Genomic DNA, 16494 nt, shown 5'->3' on the forward strand with positions numbered 1-16494 from the left:
ATCGCCGGTGCCAGGCAACTTCAGACGTAAGGCGTACCCGCCAATGCCGCATTCAGGCCGACGTGTCCCTGGTCCACCAGGGACAGGAAGCAGGCCTTGGCTTGCTGCGCGTCGCCATCGCGGCGAAAGGCGCGGTGCGCTTCGATGAGGGCGGTGCTCCAGGTGGCCAGCAGCAGGCTGGCCGCCAGTGGGGCCAGGGGATCGTGCGCGTCGCGCCCGCTGCACTCGGTCAGCGCTTGTGCCACCACTTGCGCCAGCTCGTCGCGTATTGCCCGCGCGCGCGCTTTCAGGGTATCGCTGACTTCGATGGTGGCAATGAAACCCTGGCCGGCGGCGGAAAACGCGATGTAGGGACTGCCTTCCAGTACCAGACGGTGCGCCAGCAGGCGCAGGGTTTCGATGGGGGCCATGGCGGGGGCGCGCTGGCGCAGCGCCTCACGCAGCAGCTCGCGTCCCTCTTCCTCGCGGTCGAAGAACATGTCTTCCTTGCGGGGGAAGTGGTTGAACACCGTCATGCGTCCCACGCTGGCGGCCGCCGCGATGTCGTCCACCGTCACCTGCTCGAAGCCGTGCACGAAGAACAGGCGCGTGGCGGCATTCGAGATGGCTTGCCGGGTAGCAAGGCGTTTGCGGGAGCGGAGGTCGGAAGGAATCGTCATGTTGCCACGATCATACAGCAGATGTACTGAGTACAGATAACGCTTGATGGCGTAACAAGACCAGGTTTAATATTTATGTACTGAGTACATATTTAGATCGAGTATATGAAACAATCCACATCTGCGACAGCGCTGTCTGTCATCTTCGCCACTGTCGTGCTCGATGCCATCGGCATCGGCCTGATCTTTCCCATCCTGCCTGCGCTGCTGCGTGACGTCACGCAGGTGGCCAACGTGGCGCCGTATATCGGCATCATGACGGCCCTGTATGCGCTGATGCAGTTCATCTTTGCGCCGGTGCTGGGCGCGCTGAGCGACCGCCTGGGTCGGCGTCCCGTGCTGCTGCTATCGCTGGCGGGCGCCGCCGTCAATTACCTGTTCCTGGCGTTTGCGCCCAGCCTGTGGATGCTGCTGCTGGGGCGTGCCATCGCCGGACTGACGAGTGCCAACGTTTCCGTGGCCACCGCTTACATCACCGACATTTCTCCCGAGGCGAGGCGGGCGCGCCGTTTCGGCTTGCTCAACGCCATGTTCGGCGCCGGCTTCATCATCGGCCCCGTACTCGGTGGCGCACTCGGCGATTATGGATTGCGCCTGCCGTTCATGGCGGCGGCCATCTTGAATACAGGCAACCTGCTACTGGCCTGGTATCTGCTGCCAGAGTCACGCACGCCCACTGGCGGAAAAATCGACCTGGCGGCATTGAACCCCCTGCGCCCCTTGCGCTGGGTTTTCTCACACAAAAGCTTGCTGCCAATCACCGTCATCTTCTTTACCTTCAGTGCGGCCGGTGAAGTGTATGGCGTGTGCTGGGCGCTGTGGGGCCACGATGCGTTCGAGTGGAACGGGCTGTGGATAGGCCTGTCGCTGGGCGCCTATGGCCTGTGCCAGGCGCTGGCCCAGGCCTTCTTGCCCGGCCCGGCAGTAAAACTGCTGGGCGAACGCGCCACCATCCTGGCGGGCGTGGCCTGTGCCTGCGCCGCGCTGCTCGTCATGGCCTTTGCCACGCGTAGCTGGATGATCTTCGCCATCATGCCCGTGTTCGCCCTTGGCGGCATCGGCGCGCCAGCCCTGCAGTCGCTGGCCACGCGGCAGGTTGCCGATGAGCGCCAAGGCCAGTTCCAGGGCGTGTTGGCCGCGTCCGTTAGCCTGGCGTCCGTGCTGTGCCCGCTGGTGTTTTCCAGCATTTATTTAGGCGTCAGGGCGCACTGGCCCGGCGCCATCTGGCTGTCCGTGATCGTCGTGTATGCGGCACTCGTGCCGCTCGTGCTGGGCTTGCCGCTGGCATCGTCCACGCCGGCGTCATCGCGGGGATAGGGCGGCGTGGCTTGCGCGGCGACGGGGGCAAAATCGTCGACCTGTATCAAGCCGTCCACCAGACGCGCATATTCCAGCAAGGTGTTGTGCTCCTGGCAGCTGACCGAGCTTGCTGCCTTGGCCGCAGCCAGCCACTGCTGCATGGCGGACAGGCTTTGCGGCAGGTGCCTGAGGGCCGCGCCTTCGGGCGTGTCTTTCAGGCGTTTTTCGATGTGCAAGACGTCGGGCAGCAGGGCCAGCGCCCGCTCGGCGCAGGCCACGGGATCGCCGCCTTGGCTGCCCTCGCTGGCCACATGGCCGTCGGCCAGCAAGCGTTCGCGGTCGGCGCCCGGCGTTTGCAGGGCCAGCGCCACTTCACTGCCAAGTTCATCCGAGGGCGGACGATGGGGCAGTCCAAAAGGAAAGAGCAAGGTGCGCAGCAGCACGGCCAGGCCGCGCGCGGGGAAATTGTCGAGCACCCCCGTCAAGCCCTGCTGCGCCTGCACCAGCGCATCTTGCAGCGACCAGTGCACATAGGGCAGGTCGGCCTCGGGCCGGCCATCGTCCTCGTAGCGTTTCAGCACGGACGAAGCCAGGTAAAGTTGCGCCAGCACATCGCCCAGCCGGGCAGACAGCCGCTCGCGGCGCTTGAGTTCGCCACCGAGCACGAACATCGACATATCCGTCATGACGGCAAAAGCCGTCGACAGCCGCGTCAGGGCGCGGTAGTAGGGCGCCAGTGCGGGCGCGCCGGCATCGGGCACGGTCGCCAGGCGCGCGCCGCCCAGTCCGTACCACAATCCCCTGGCCAGGTTGCCCAGCACAAAGCCCACGTGGCCAAAGAAGGCCGAGTCGAAATCGCGCACGGCTTTGCGGCCGTCGCTTTCGCTGACGGCGGCCATTTCCCTCAGTACATACGGGTGTGCGCGGATGGCGCCCTGGCCGAAGATGATCAAGCTGCGCGTGAGGATGTTGGCCCCTTCGACGGTGATGGCGATGGGAATTTGCTGGTAGGCGCTGGCGAGGAAATTGCCTGGCCCCACGCAGATGCCCTTGCCGCCCAGGATATCCATGCCATCGTTGACGAGCGCGCGTCCCCGCTCCGTGACATGGTATTTGACGATGGCGGAAATGACGGCCGGCTTTTCGCCCAGGTCGACGGCGTGCGCGGCCAGGGTGCGGGCCGCATCCATCAGGTACAGATTGGCGCCCATGCGGGCCAGCGCTTCCTGCACCCCTTCAAATTTGCCGATAGCCATGTTGAACTGGCGCCGCACGGCCGCATACGCGCCGGTGCCGCGCACGGCCATCTTGCCCATGCCCACGCTGGACGAGGGCAGCGAAATGGCGCGCCCGGCCGCCAGGCATTCCATCAGCATGCGCCATCCTTTACCCACTTGCGCCTGGCCGCCGATGACCCAGTCGATGGGGATGAAGACATCGTTGCCTGACGTCGGGCCGTTCTGGAACGCGGCGTTCAAGGGATGGTGGCGGCGGCCGATCACCACGCCATCGTGGCTGGAGGGGATCAGGGCGCAGGTGATGCCGGGGTCATCGTTGTCGGAGAGCAAATGATCGGGGTCGCTGGTCTGGAATGCCAGCCCCAGCAAGGTTGCCACGGGAGCCAGCGTGATGTAGCGCTTGTTCCAGCTGAGGCGGAAACCCAACGTGGAGCGCCCTTCGTGCATGCCCATGCAGACCACGCCCAGGTCGGGAATGGCGGCCGCGTCGGAACCTGCATACGGGCTGGTGAGGGCAAAGCAGGGGATCTCGGTGCCGGAGGCCAATCGCGGCAGGTAATAATCTTTTTGTTCTTCGGTGCCGTAGTGCAACAGCAATTCGGCCGGCCCCAGCGAATTGGGCACCATTACGGTCACGGCCAGGGCCGAGCAGCGGCTGGACAATTTCATGACCACTTGCGAGTGCATGTAGGCGGAGAACTGTTTGCCGCCATATTGTTTCGGGATGATCATGCCGAGGAAGCCCTGGCTTTTCATGTAGGCCCAGGCTTGCGGTGGTAAGTCGAGTTGCTGCTGCGTTTGCCAGTCATCGACCAGTTCGCACAGCCGCTCGACGTCGTGCTCGAGAAAGTGGCGTTCCTCGGCAGTGAGCGAGGCGCGGCCATAAGCCAGCAGCCTGGACCAGTCGGGCCGGCCGGAAAACAGGTCCGCATCCCACCAGGTGGTGCCCGCTTCGAGGGCATCGCGTTCCGTGTCCGACATGCTCGGCAGGATGCGCTTGAACAGGGCCAGCAAGTGTGGCGTAATCAGGGCGCGGCGCACGGGGCCGGGCGCGAACAGTGCAAGCAGGCCCAGCAGGGCCACCATCAGTATGATCGTCAGCATGCGATATCTCCCTGTGTAATAAGTACAGGGTAGACCATTATGGCTGATGTTACTGTGCGGTACAGCGCATACCCACAACGCCAACCGGAGGGGGCGTTGTGGTATCCGGCGTGTAGCGGTTTAACGTTGTGGAACGACGATTACCGTGTCGCCCGTGTCGCCAGTTTTGCCCTTGGCGCCGTCATCGCCCTTGGCGCCATCGTTGCCTTGTGCACCGGTAGCGCCCTTGGCACCGTCGTATCCGGCAGCACCGCTGTCACCGGTCTGGCCCGTGGCGCCGGTGGCACCCATCGCGCCGGCAGGGGCTTCAGCACCCGTGGCACCCGTAGCGCCGGCAGGACCAGGTGCGCCGACCGGGCCGGGGACGACTTGCACGACGGCAGGCGCTTCGCGCTGGCAAGCGCTCAAGGCGAGGGTAGAGGCGAGCGCAAGCAATATCAGGGTAGTTTTCATGATGCATCCTTTGGCAGTGTGCGCCGTTATGTACGGAACGGCTCGACGGCGTCGGGCGCAGGTTTCGCATGGCGGTGAGGCGGGGAGAGCGGACCGTGCGCCGCGTCTGCCGTGTCGCGCAGGACGCTGGCGGCGGGATGGGAAGCGATGGTCTGCTTGCAGCATGTGCTCTTGCGCGGCCGCAGTCCGTACGTTTTCGTACATAGCGGCGGGATGGAAGGTTTTTGCTCGGTGCTGCTCAATTCTTGGTGCCCGGGTGGTATCGAACCACCGATACAAGGATTTTCAATTCCGATGCTGGTCGATATCAAATAAATCACACTTTTATTTATCTTCGAGATAATTCCTGAAAATCAACATGGTGCAATCAATCTGGTATCCCAGAGTACGGTACGTGCACATCAAACCATAGTTGATCAAGGGCAACGATCTCTCATTCTGGTCATCGGCTGCCGCACAAAAGGAAGACACTATCTACTGAGCAGTCCGAGTGCCTCTTCGAAACGAACGTCAACTTCGACGGCGTTTGCCCCTGATATCGATGGTACGAACGACCTCTAGCATCGGGAACTCTACCGTGGATATCCCGATCGTCGGCCGAAGGGTTCGGCCCGCATTTCAAGGCAGCGACTTTCCATCTAAATGGTTTTGAAGAAATTTTTTCTGATAAAGGTCATTCAACCATGAAATTCTATTTTTTGACATGTCTGTTGACACTCGCACTTGCCTCCGAAGCTGCTATGTCGTCCCCGACATTAGACGAAGTCAACGCGGCATATGAGGCGAAAGATTACGCTGCGTCTTTAACGGGCTACGCGAAACTCGCTGCGGATGGTAATGCGGTGGCGCAGAACAAGTTGGGCGAGATGTACGCCAACGGCGTGGGTACTTCAAAAGATGAGCAACGGGCGGTTTCATGGTATCGAAAAGCTGCGGAGCAGGGCTTGGCCGATGCGCAGCAGAACCTGGCCGTAATGTACGGCAAAGGCAAGGGAGTCCCCCAGGATTGGCAACAGGCTCTGGCTTGGCATCGCAAGGCGGCAGAGCAGGGCTACGCTCTCGCACAGTTTTTCATGGGAGGGATGTACGAATTCGGACATGGGGTTTCCAAGGATCCAGTACAAGCTATCAGTTGGTACCGCAGAGCGGCCGATGATGGGTTTGCTCGTGCGCAATATCGTATGGGAACGGCAGCGGCAGACGGGTGGGGCATGCCTGAGGACGGACAGCAGGCGGTGACCTGGTATCGCAAGGCTGCTGAACAAGGGCATGCCAACGCACAGCTTGAATTGGGCTTAACGTTCGCCAGTGGGGATGGTGTCCCGAAAGATGAGCAGCAAGCTGTGAGCTGGTATCGAAAAGCGGCGGCGCAGGGGAGTTCGCGTGGACAGTTCAGTTTGGCATTGGCTTATGTCAACGGTACAGGGGTCCCGCGTGACGAAGAGGAAGCCTCGACCTGGTATCGGAAGGCTGCGGAGCAAGGCTACGTCGACGCGCAATACAATCTGGGAGTGCTGTATGCCAGCAGTCGCGGGCCTATCAAGGATGAGAAGCAAGCGGTTAAATGGTATCGCCGAGCGGCGGATCAAGGTGATGCTGGTGCGCAGTACAATTTGAGCTTGATGTACCTTTACGGCAGAGGCGTCCCGCAGGATATTCAGCAAGCTTATTTCTGGTGCCTGTTATCTAGCTTCAGAGGCCATAAAGCCGCAACGCTATCCAGGCTACTTGCTTCCTTTGACAGCAATGAGACAGATGCGGCGCATGAAAAAATGTTTGCAAAGGTTAAGGCATGGGTGCCAAGAACTGAATAGTCCTACGCCCTGATCTCAGGCGGTCGTGCTCGGCATGGTGGAGTATATTGACGCTGAGCAACAAGCGGAGCCGCCAGAAGTACGGTGGCCTACCGGGCATCATAGATGGACCGGGGCACAGATTTTTTGAGCCTGTAAACAAAAAAGCCAACCCTAAGGTTGGCTTCTTGATATTTTTTCTGAATTCTTGGTGGCCCGGGGCGGAATCGAACCACCGACACAAGGATTTTCAATCCTCTGCTCTACCGACTGAGCTACCAGGCCAAGGCGGCGAATTATAGCAGAAAGACTTTCTACCTGACCAGAGCTAGCTGTGTTCAAATGCAACAGATGGCTAAAACATGGTGTTTTGGCATCGATATGTGACATGAGGATGCGACGATGCAACGACGTTGTGGAGTGCAAGGCCTGGCGGTGGTGGGCTTGTTCAGTTTGTTTTGCGGTACGGCGCGGGCCGACGGGCTGGCCGATTTGACTGCGGCGCTGGTGCGCTTGCAGGGGCAGATGCCTATCAAGGCGCAGGTCGAATCGAAAACTTGGCGCCGCGAGGGCGAGGGCAAGGCGGCGGAAGAAGATAGCGGCCAGGCCATGGTGGCTGTCGAGGGCGGGCCTGCGGGCTTGCAGGTGCTCTACGGTAAAGACTTGCTGGCGAAAGTGGAAGCCGAGCAGCGCGCCAAGGTAAAGGATCCGAAGGTCAAGACGCCGACCGGCTTTGCGCTGGGGGAAATGAAGGCGACGGAGTTGCGTTCCATGGTGTCGGCAGCGGACGCCCTGTCGCGCGAGATCGACGAGGCGGTGTTCAGCGGCGAAAAGCTCGACAGCTATAAAGGCAAGCCGGCACGGCTGCTGAGTTTTACCCTGTCGCTGGACAAGGTGTCTGAGAAAGACCGCAAGTATGTGAAGAAGTTCGAAGGCGGGATCGAGGTGTGGCTCGCCGCCGATGGCACGCCGCTGGCCAGCCATTTTCATTTTGACGTGAGCGGGCGCGCCTTTGTCGTCGTCAGCTTCACGCAAAAAACGGACGAGACACGCCAGTATGGCGTCAGTGGCGACCGTTTATTGTTGCTGCGTAAGGAAAGCCGGAACACCACCTCGGGCGCGGGCGAGAAGGTAGACAGCAAGATCGTCAAGACCTTGCAGCTACAGTCCTGACTGGTTGCCGAATCACTCAGTTACATGGCGTTGCTGCCGCCCAGGCCGCTTTTTTGCAGCACGCAGCGTCCCGCTTGGCAAGTGGCGCCCGGGTCCGTGACGATGGAGCAAGTCGACATCATGCCGTCTGCCTGCTGCTGCTTGCGGCTTGCCTCGGCTTGCGCCTGGGCCAGTGCCTTGAGTTTCTTGCCGTCATAGTCCTTGCTGGACCAGGCCAGGTAGCGCTCGGGGCCGCCGCAGGCCTTGGCGCCGATGGCGATGGTCTTGCATTGCTGGGTGGAATCGCAGGCGGCGGCGCCCACTTCCGCCTGGATTTGCGCCAGCAAGCCGGCATTGCCGGGGGCGGGCGGCGCATCGTGCGTGGGGGCGCTGCCGCAGGCGCTGGCGGTCAGCAGCAGGAAGCTGGCGCACGCGGCGCGCAGCAGGGCGGAGTAGTTTGGCGTTTGCATGCTCTCATCATGTGCCACGCTTGCGTAAATGGCAAGCGCGATTCGCGTGCCGGTAAATCCTGCCGCCAGCGGGCATCGTGGCTTATTTCAGCGTGCGCTGGAACAATTGATAGATGCGGCGGTATTCGTCATACCATGCTTCCGGCTGCACGAAGCCGTGGCGCTCCATCGGGTAGCTGGCCATTTCCCAGTTATCCTTTTTGAGTTCGATCAAGCGCTGCGACAGGCGCACGGAATCCTGGTAAAACACGTTGTCATCGATCATGCCGTGGGCGATCAGGAGGTTACCCGTCAGTTTGTCGGCGTATTCGATCGGCGACGAGATTTTGTAGGCTTGCGGATCGATGTCCGGCGTGTTCAGGATATTCGCCGTGTACTCGTGGTTGTAGGTGGTCCAGTCTGTCACGGGACGCAGGGCGGCGCCCGACTTGAATACGTCCGGCGCGCGCATCAGGGCCATCAGGCTCATGAAGCCGCCATAGCTGCCGCCATAGATGCCCACATTCTGGATATCGCCCTGGTGCTGCTGTCCCAGCCAATTGGCGCCGTCGATGAAATCTTCGAGTTCAGGGTGCCCCATCTGGCGATAGATGGCCGTGCGCCAGGCGCTGCCGTAGCCGAGCGAGGCGCGGTAATCGACGTCGAGCACGATATAGCCCTTTTCCACCAGCAGGTTGTGGAACATCTGTTCACGGAAATAAACAGGGTAGCGCTCGGTCACGTTTTGCAGGTAGCCGGCGCCGTGCGCGAACATCACGATGGGATAATGCTTGCCCGCTTCCAGCTGCGCAGGGCGGTACAGCTTGGCCCAGATGGGCGCCGCGCCATGCGTGGACGGCACTTGCACCAGTTCCGGCATGACCCAGCTGCGCGCCTTGAAGGCGTCGCTGCGCGTATCCGTGAGGATATGGGCCTTGCCGCCGGACACTGGAATGGTCGCCAGCTGCGCCGGCAGGTAGCTGGCGGAATAGCGTAGCAGCAGCTTGCCGCCATCGGGCGACAGGCCGAAGTTTTCCACGCCTTTCAAGTTCGTCACTTCGCGCGCGCCGCCCTCGCTGGCCGTGCTGGCGCACACTTCATACGTGCCTGGCGCTTGCCGGTTGCATAGGAAATAGGCGTGTTTACCGTCGCGGCTCCATTCGACGGCGCTCACTTCCCACTGGCCGCTGGTCAAGGCGCGTGCGGGCGCGTTGCCGGTTTTCGCGTACAGGTGGGCGTAGCCGCTTTCCTCGGACAAATACCACAGGGTGGCGTTGTCGGGCAGCCAGCCGAATTCGTCGGCGCGGCGGTTGACCCAGGCCGTGTCGCTGAGGCGGTGCACGGGCACCAGGGCGGCATTAGCCAGGTCGACACTGGCGAGCCAGCGGTCCTTGTTGTCGATGGCGCGCACGCGCACGACAACCTTGCTGCCGTCATCGGTCCAGGCGATGCCGTCGCGCTGGGCGTCGATGTGCACGGCACGGTTGCCTTTCAGCGGTGGCAGTTTTTGCTCGATGCGCAAAGTCGCCAGCGGATCGGTGGCGATGCCGGGCAGGCTGTCGAAACCGATGTCGCGTACCTGGCCCGTGCGCAGGTCGGCCAGTTTCAGGCTTTGCGCGATGGGCATGTTGCGGCCCACGCGCGTGCGCTCGTCGTCCACGTCCGGGTAGCCCGTTTCCGTGACGTAGCGGGCCAGTTTGCCCAGCTTGCCTTTTTCGGCGGCCTTGTCTTGCGTGACGAACAGCAGCCAGCGGCCATCCGGCGACAGGGCCTTGCCCGATATCGTGACTTTTTCGCCCAGGTAGATCGGTTCCGGCGCGCGGGTGCTGTCCAGGCGGCGTTCTTCGTGGCGGCGCTCGCGGCTCGCGTCGCGGTCTTCCTTCTGGCGCGCCAGGTTGACGATCAGGCGCAGTTGCAGTTCGCGCAGGGCGTCCGCTTCCGGCTTGGCGTCCGGGTCCTTGGCCGCGCGCAGCAGGGCGACGGGTGCGCTCAAGCGTTCGGCACGGTTCCAGCTGAACCAGTCGCTGCCGCTGCGGTATTGCACGGCGCCGCCATCGGCAGAATATTGCGGATCGCTGATGGCCGTGACGCCACGCGTGATCTGGATCAAGGCGCCACTTTTCAGGTCGCGTTCGAACAAGTCGCCGTTGCGCAGCAGGATGGCGCGCGTGCCGGCCCGGTTGACCACCATTTGCTGGCCATCGAGGTTGGCCAGTTGCGCGTCATCGACCTTCTTGCCGCTATTGAGCTTGGCGTTCGCGCCAGGCAATTGATAGGTGTCGCGCAGGGGCGAGCCGAGGCGTTTTTGCATGTAATACAGCTGGCCTTTCCAGCCCCACCATGCCGCTTCGACGGGCGTGCCGATCCAGTCGGGATCGGCCATGGCCTGGTCCAGCGTGATCGGCGTGGGCGCGGTGGTGGAAGGGGCCGCGTGGGCGGCGGGCAGGGCGGCGGCCAGCAGAGACAGCAGCAAGGGACGGGCCAACAGGGGAAGAAGCAGACGCATCAGGGATCGCTTTATGTGACAAGATGACAAGTGGGGATGGTGCAGGTACAGGCTATGAGGCCGGTATTCTAGCGGAGGAGTTTCGTACAGGAAATGTCGGAAAGCTAAGCCCGGGGCAGGGCCAGCCAAGCGATAAAGTCATCGAGCGGCATGGGCTGCGCATACAGATAGCCCTGCAAGCCGTCGCAATCGTGGGCGACGAGGAAGTCGGCCTGCTCCTGCGTTTCCACGCCTTCGGCCACGACGCGCAAGCCCAGGTGGCGCGCCATGGCCAGTATCGCTTGTACGATGGCCGTGTCGTGCGGCGTGTCGTCGATGAAGCGCTTGTCGATTTTGAGTTCGTACAGCGGCATCGAGGTCAGGTAGGCGAGGCTGGAATAGCCGGTGCCGAAATCGTCGATGGAGAAGCGGATGCCCAGGGCCGCCAGTGCACGCATGCGCGCCAGCGAGGCGTCGCGCTGGTCGATCAGCAAGCCTTCCGTCAATTCCAGGATCAGGGCGCCGGCCGGCGTGCCGTGTTCGGCCAGCGCCGCCTGCACGCGGGCGGCGAAATCGGGCTGGCGAAACTGGGCCGGACTGACGTTCACTGACAGCGCCACGGACTGGCCGGCCTGCGCCAGCAGGCTGGCGGCGCGGCACGCTTCGCGCAGGGCCCAGTCTCCGAGTCGGACGATCAGGCCCGATTCCTCGGCAATCGGGATGAAGATGCCCGGCGCGATCTGCATGCCGTCGGGCTGCGGCCAGCGCATCAGCAATTCGGCGCCCGTGACCCGGCCATGGCGGTCGACCTGGGGCTGCACGTGCATGCACAATTGCCCCTGGTCGAGGGCACGCGCCAACGTCCGTTCCAAAGTCAGGCGCCGCTCCACGCCCGCCTGCATGGCAGCTTCAAAGAAGGCGATGCCGTTGCGCCCTTCCGCCTTGGCGCGGTACATGGCGATGTCGGCTTCGCGCAGCAGGTCGTGCGCCTGCCGGCCCGCTTTCGGCAGCAGGGTCACGCCGATGCTGGCGCTGCAATGATAGGACTGCGCGCCGATCTCGAAGTCGCGCGCGATGGCGGCGCGGATTTTTTCGGCCACCTGGGCCGCCGCGCGGGCGGCGTTGTCGATGTCATCGGCCAGGTGCGCCAGCAGTACGACAAATTCATCGCCGCCGATGCGCGCCACCGTATCGGCCTTGCGCATCAGCTGTGCCAGCCGTTCACCTGCCAGGCGCAACAGCGCGTCGCCGGTGGCATGGCCGCGCGCGTCGTTGATGTGCTTGAAGTGGTCGAGGTCGATGAACATCAGCGCGCTGATGGTATGGTCGCGCGGCGCGGCGGCCAGCAAGTGGCCGATGCGGTCCATCAGCAGGCGCCGGTTGGGCAAGCCCGTCAGCACGTCGTAGAAGGCCAGGCGGTGGATATCCGCTTCCGATTTCTTGCGTTCGCCGATTTCGCGCTCGACGGCCACCCAGTGCGTCTGCCTGCCATCCGCATCCGTAAACGGCACCAGTTCCGCTTCGACCCAGTACGCCTTGCCGGCCTTGTTGTAGTTCAGTAACTCCGCCCTGGCCGGCTGGGCGCTTGCCATGGCGGCGGCGATGCGCGCCAGCTCATCCTTATCGGTGGCGGGACCTTGCTGGAACAGCAGGCTGCGACCCAGCACCTCGGCGCGCGCATAGCCGCTGCTGCGTTCGAAGGCGTCGTTGACGAAAATGATGCGCGTGGCCGGTACTGCGCCGGGGCCGGGCGGGGCATCGAGCACGTCGGCGATCATCACCATGTCGTTCAGGCGGGCCAGCGCCGTGGCCGTCAAGCGCAGCTCGGCGTTGAGCTGCGACAGGGCCTGGCTGCTGCGCTCCAGATGGCGCAGCAGAAAGGCGCAGGACAGGGTCAGCACGGCGGCGATAAACAGGAAGTTCAGGGCCACGATCAGCGCGCGCAGCACGGGAGAGTCGGGCGTGCCCGGCAGGTGCAGGGCGACGGTGGGATGCAGGCCGAGAAAAAAGATGGTCAGCGAGGTCAGGGCCAGTGTAGACAGGGCCGGTCGCATGCCCAGCAGCAGTGCCGCCAGCACGGGCATGAGCATCATGTAGATTTGGCTGACGGGGCCGATTTTCAGCAGCAAGCCCACGCCCAACAGGTAGGCGACGATGAGGAATTGCCATACGCGCCAGCGGTAGGGCATGGCGCGCAGATGCCAGATGACGCCGACCCAGCCGATGGCCAGCAAGTCGAGGGCGACGATGGACCAGAGCGCTTCGCTCGCGGCCAGCAGCGCGCTGGGAATGGCCGTGACGCAGCCAAGCAGCAGCACCACCTGCAACAGGCGGCTAAAGACCTGGCCGCGCCAGTGCGCGAGATCGTTCGACGCCGCCAAGCTGCCGTCCTTTCTCCAGAATGCCATGTAACCGTACTGAGCAGTAGGTTGATTAAATACTACGCGCTATCTTTCCACATGTCATCTTGATCATTGATCATGATTGCCGGCGTTCAGCGCCGGCGATTCATTCATTGATCCATTGGTAGGGCATGATCACTTTGCTGGCGACGGGCTTGCCGTCCAGCGTTTCGGGCTGGAAGACGCAGCTGGCCAGCGCATCGCGGGCCGCCTCGTCGAGGGCGGGATAGCCGCTGGAGCGGATGACCGCCGCTTTGCTGACCTTGCCATCGGCTTCCACCGTGAAGTGCAATGTCACCCTGCCCTGGGCGCCGTGCCGCTTCGCGTCCAGGGGCCAGGCTGGCTTGGCGCAGCCGGCAGGCATGCTGGCCGGCACGCGCACGGCCGGTGTCGAAACCGGCGGCGCAGTGGGCGTCTGGCAAGCTGCCAGGAATGTGGCGAGGCAGGCGGTGGCCAACAGGCTGCTGGCAAAGGACAGGGGCTGGCGATGGGGCAAGAGGCAACTCCAGGTGGTGGGAACAAAAAAAAGCCAGCCTTTCGGCTGGCGCTGCGGCGTGAAGCACACACGGGCGCTTCGAACCGGTGCTTATTTCTTGGGTGCGCTCAGGCATTCTTTCATGAAAGCCTTGCGCGCGTCGCCCTTCATGTCCTTGGCGTCGGCATTGCACGCTTTCATCTTGTTTTGCTGCGTCATGGCCGGCGCCGGCTTGGCGCTCAGGCATTCCTTCATGAAGGTCTTGCGCTCATCGCCTTTCTTGCCGGCGGCGTCCGCATTGCAGGTGGTCATTTTTGACTGTTGCGCCGTCTTGGCGACGGGCGCCGCTTCCGGTGCGGCGGCAAAGGCGGTGCTGGCAAACGCGGCGGCGATGCAAAGGGCGATTAATTGTTTCATGGCAAATCCTTGTAGACGCAGTTGATGGAAGGGGCATGCAATCGGCACGCAAGTGTCGATATGCAAAACGTAACCAACTATATGACATTTATCAACAAAATTTCAAATTGAGTGTGTCTTTTTGTTACTGCCCGGTGTCAAGCGCCCGCCCGCTGGCCAGGGCAGCTATTCTGCGGCGGCAGCAGCCCTGTTTTTTGCTATGCTAGCGTCTTTCCACCGGCCGATGCCGCTGCCTTGGCCGGCGCACCCTCAATACGGAGTAGTTATGGTCTCGTTGCAAGAGCAGTTTTTAAAGGCCGGCCTGGTCGACAAGAAGAAGGTCAAACTGGCCAACCAGGACAAGAGCAAGCAGAAGAAGGACGAGCGCAAGAGCGGCACGCAAAGTGTCGATGAGGTGCGCCTGGCCGCCCTGGAGACGCAGCGCAAGAACGCGGAGCGCGCGCGCGAACTGAACGCCCAGCGCGACGCGGCCGCCAACCAGAAAGCCATCGTGGCGCAGATCGCGCAAATGGTGCAAAAGAACCGCCAGAGCAAGGGCAACAACGGCGACGTGCCGTACAACTTTACGTTCAACAACAAGATCGAGCGCATCTACGTGACGGCCGCCGTGCAAGCCCACCTGGTGGCGGGCCGTCTGGTGATCGTCTGCCTGGGCGGCGCCGTGGAACTGGTGCCGCGCATCATCGCCGACAAGATCGCCGAACGCGACCCCGCCATCGTCGTGCGCGTGAAGCAGGCCAGCACGGAAGTGGACGAGGACGATCCGTATGCGGCGTTCCAGATTCCTGATGATTTGATGTGGTAAAGCGGATTGCTCGGCGCCAGGTGCGTCGGATGAGGGTAGCGAGCGGGCCGGAAATGGCCCGTTCAGGACGGCGCTTATAGCAGCGCCAGATCCGTTTTTTCCGTAAGAGTGTGGCGCCGCCCGAATGTGGCATACTCGATCGAGCGGGCCGTCAGGCCGCCCAGTTGCGGCCGGCTTCTGCTGCCTCCCGCGACACCCTACGTCCGACGTTAGCCAGAGCTATCAACATGCGTATGCGAAAAAAATCTGACCTTCCGACCAAGCTCTGTCAGCAATGCCAGCTGCCGTTTGCATGGCGTAAAAAATGGGAAAAGGTCTGGGCCGAGGTGAAGTACTGTTCAGATCGCTGTCGCCAGGATAGCAAGCGTCAGGCATGAATACCGACCCCGCTGCAAGGTCGGCACAAACGCATATTTACTGGTTCCGCAATGATTTGCGGCTCGAGGATAATCTGGCCTTGCGCGAAGCCTGCCAACGCGCCGGCCATCTGTTATTTGTGTATTGCCATCGCAGCGCATCGGTCGCGACGCCCTGGAATGTGCCGCGCACCAGCCCGCATCGCCAGCATTTTTTCCGGTCGGGCCTGGCGGACTTGGCGACGCAGCTGGCGTCGCACGGCAGTCAGTTGCTGGAGGTCGTGGGCGACCCCGCCCAGGTGTTGCTGGCGCTGGCGCATTCCATCGGCGTGACGACTATCCATTGCGAGGAGGTTGCCGCGCCAGAAGAGCAGGGCGACCTTGCCGCACTGCGTGCTGCTGGCCTGACAGTAGAAGCGCTGTGGCAATCGAGCTTGCTCGATCCGGCAGCGCTGCCGTTTCCGTGCGCTGCCTTGCCCGATGTATTCACTAACTTCCGCATACTTGTAGAGCGAGAGCAGTTGGCGCCGTCGGCCCCGCTCGCGCGGCCGACGACGATTCCGCCCTTGCCGCCGGCCTTCGCAGCCCTGGCTGAAACCTGGACAGTGGTACCGGACGTGCCCCAGGACGCGCATCTTGCCACCGCACGGTCGTCGTTCCCGTACGCGCTACCTGCTTTTTACGGTGGCCCGAGTGCCGCCGCTGAACATCTGCGCCAGTATTTTTCTGGCGCGCTGGCGCACACTTACAAGCTCTCACGCAATGGCTTGACCGGCGTGGACTACTCCACCAAGTTTTCGCCATGGCTCGCCTGCGGCGCGCTATCCGCGCGCATGGTATGCGCCGCGCTCAGGCAGTTTGAAGCAGCGCACGGCGCCAACGACAGCACTTACTGGATCTGGTTTGAATTGATGTGGCGTGACTATTTCCGCTTTCTGCACCTGCAGCACGGGGTCGCGTTGTACCGGGCGCAAGGCTTGAGCAGCCTGGGCCAGCCCAGTCACGATGCGCATCGATTCGAAGCATGGTGCCAAGCCCGCACCAGTGAACCGCTTGTCAATGCGGGCATGGCCGAGCTCAGTGCCACCGGTTATCTCTCCAACCGGCTGCGTCAAATTGTTGCCAGTTACCTGGTGCACGATCTGGGCTGCGATTGGCGCGCCGGCGCTGCCTGGTTTGAAGCGCAACTGATCGACTACGACGTCTACAGCAATCAGGGTAACTGGCTGTACGTTGCCGGCCGGGGGACCGACCCGCGCAATGGGCGACGGTTCAACCTGCAAAAGCAAATGCGCGACCATGATCCAGAAGGGGCATATCGGCGCCTCTGGGCGACGCAAGGCACGGCGCAGGTCGAGCTGAAGTGAGGGATGTCAACGGGGTGCAGCGCTTGCGCCGGAAATGAAC

Annotated in this window: 13 protein-coding genes, 1 tRNA gene and 1 pseudogene; 6 read left to right on the forward strand and 9 right to left on the reverse strand. The window is 62.5% G+C overall.

Going from position 1 to position 16494, the window contains the following annotated elements; translation table 11 throughout:
• Positions 1-20: 20 nt before the first annotated feature.
• Positions 21-659, reverse strand: a complete 639-nt coding sequence (locus tag K0F85_RS18485) for a TetR/AcrR family transcriptional regulator (RefSeq protein WP_219117415.1) — start codon at positions 657-659, stop codon at positions 21-23.
• 105 nt (positions 660-764) lie between these two features.
• Here K0F85_RS18485 and K0F85_RS28890 point away from each other — a divergent pair.
• Positions 765-1871: pseudogene (locus tag K0F85_RS28890) on the forward strand (TCR/Tet family MFS transporter); the annotation flags it as partial.
• Here the strand turns inward: K0F85_RS28890 and K0F85_RS18490 are convergent.
• Together K0F85_RS18490 and K0F85_RS29135 are read right to left on the reverse strand one after the other, a co-directional pair.
• Positions 1847-4300, reverse strand: a complete 2454-nt coding sequence (locus K0F85_RS18490; RefSeq protein WP_219117416.1) for an acyl-CoA dehydrogenase — start codon at positions 4298-4300, stop codon at positions 1847-1849. The pseudogene K0F85_RS28890 and the gene K0F85_RS18490 sit on opposite strands and share 25 nt — an antisense overlap.
• Before the next feature lie 120 nt (positions 4301-4420).
• A complete protein-coding gene (locus tag K0F85_RS29135; protein ID WP_219117417.1) occupies positions 4421-4753 on the reverse strand; it encodes a collagen-like protein in 333 nt (110 codons plus the stop codon).
• Between the two features lie 683 nt (positions 4754-5436).
• Between K0F85_RS29135 and K0F85_RS18500 the strand changes: the two genes are divergently transcribed.
• Positions 5437-6567 (forward strand): SEL1-like repeat protein, encoded by a 1131-nt coding sequence (locus K0F85_RS18500; RefSeq protein WP_219117418.1) that lies wholly within the window; start codon positions 5437-5439, stop codon positions 6565-6567.
• Between the two features lie 188 nt (positions 6568-6755).
• Here the strand turns inward: K0F85_RS18500 and K0F85_RS18505 are convergent.
• Positions 6756-6831, reverse strand: a tRNA-Phe gene (locus K0F85_RS18505).
• A gap of 117 nt (positions 6832-6948) precedes the next feature.
• Between K0F85_RS18505 and K0F85_RS18510 the strand changes: the two genes are divergently transcribed.
• Positions 6949-7719 carry a hypothetical protein gene (locus K0F85_RS18510; protein WP_257572865.1) on the forward strand — a complete coding sequence of 257 codons (771 nt, stop codon included), beginning with the start codon at positions 6949-6951 and terminating at the stop codon, positions 7717-7719.
• Positions 7720-7739: 20 nt separating this feature from the next.
• Here K0F85_RS18510 and K0F85_RS18515 read toward each other — a convergent pair whose 3' ends face one another.
• From K0F85_RS18515 to K0F85_RS18535, 5 genes are all read right to left on the reverse strand, one after another.
• Complete coding sequence (locus K0F85_RS18515) at positions 7740-8168, reverse strand: hypothetical protein (protein WP_219117419.1); 429 nt, start codon at positions 8166-8168, stop codon at positions 7740-7742.
• 82 nt (positions 8169-8250) lie between these two features.
• Positions 8251-10653, reverse strand: a complete 2403-nt coding sequence (locus K0F85_RS18520) for a S9 family peptidase (protein ID WP_219117420.1) — start codon at positions 10651-10653, stop codon at positions 8251-8253.
• Positions 10654-10757: 104 nt separating this feature from the next.
• On the reverse strand, positions 10758-13040 hold the full coding sequence (locus K0F85_RS18525; protein WP_257572866.1) for a bifunctional diguanylate cyclase/phosphodiesterase: 2283 nt from the start codon (positions 13038-13040) through the stop codon (positions 10758-10760).
• A gap of 100 nt (positions 13041-13140) precedes the next feature.
• Positions 13141-13530 carry an energy transducer TonB gene (locus K0F85_RS18530; RefSeq protein ID WP_257572867.1) on the reverse strand — a complete coding sequence of 130 codons (390 nt, stop codon included), beginning with the start codon at positions 13528-13530 and terminating at the stop codon, positions 13141-13143.
• A 90-nt stretch (positions 13531-13620) separates the two neighbouring features.
• On the reverse strand, positions 13621-13926 hold the full coding sequence (locus K0F85_RS18535; RefSeq protein WP_096233722.1) for a PsiF family protein: 306 nt from the start codon (positions 13924-13926) through the stop codon (positions 13621-13623).
• 265 nt (positions 13927-14191) lie between these two features.
• On the opposite strand from K0F85_RS18535, the gene K0F85_RS18540 reads away from it, so the two are divergent.
• The 3 genes from K0F85_RS18540 (at position 14192) to K0F85_RS18550 (ending at position 16454) form a co-directional block, all read left to right on the forward strand.
• Positions 14192-14731 (forward strand): DUF2058 domain-containing protein, encoded by a 540-nt coding sequence (locus K0F85_RS18540; RefSeq protein WP_034753528.1) that lies wholly within the window; start codon positions 14192-14194, stop codon positions 14729-14731.
• A 233-nt stretch (positions 14732-14964) separates the two neighbouring features.
• Positions 14965-15108, forward strand: coding sequence for a DUF2256 domain-containing protein (locus K0F85_RS18545; RefSeq protein WP_374198740.1), 144 nt, complete (start codon positions 14965-14967; stop codon positions 15106-15108).
• Positions 15105-16454 carry a DASH family cryptochrome gene (locus tag K0F85_RS18550; RefSeq protein WP_219117422.1) on the forward strand — a complete coding sequence of 450 codons (1350 nt, stop codon included), beginning with the start codon at positions 15105-15107 and terminating at the stop codon, positions 16452-16454. Before K0F85_RS18545 ends, K0F85_RS18550 begins: the two co-directional genes overlap by 4 nt.
• Positions 16455-16494 lie beyond the last annotated feature (40 nt).

The organism is Janthinobacterium sp. UMAB-56 (assembly GCF_900095265.1).
Classification (GTDB): Bacteria; Pseudomonadota; Gammaproteobacteria; order Burkholderiales; family Burkholderiaceae_D; genus Janthinobacterium.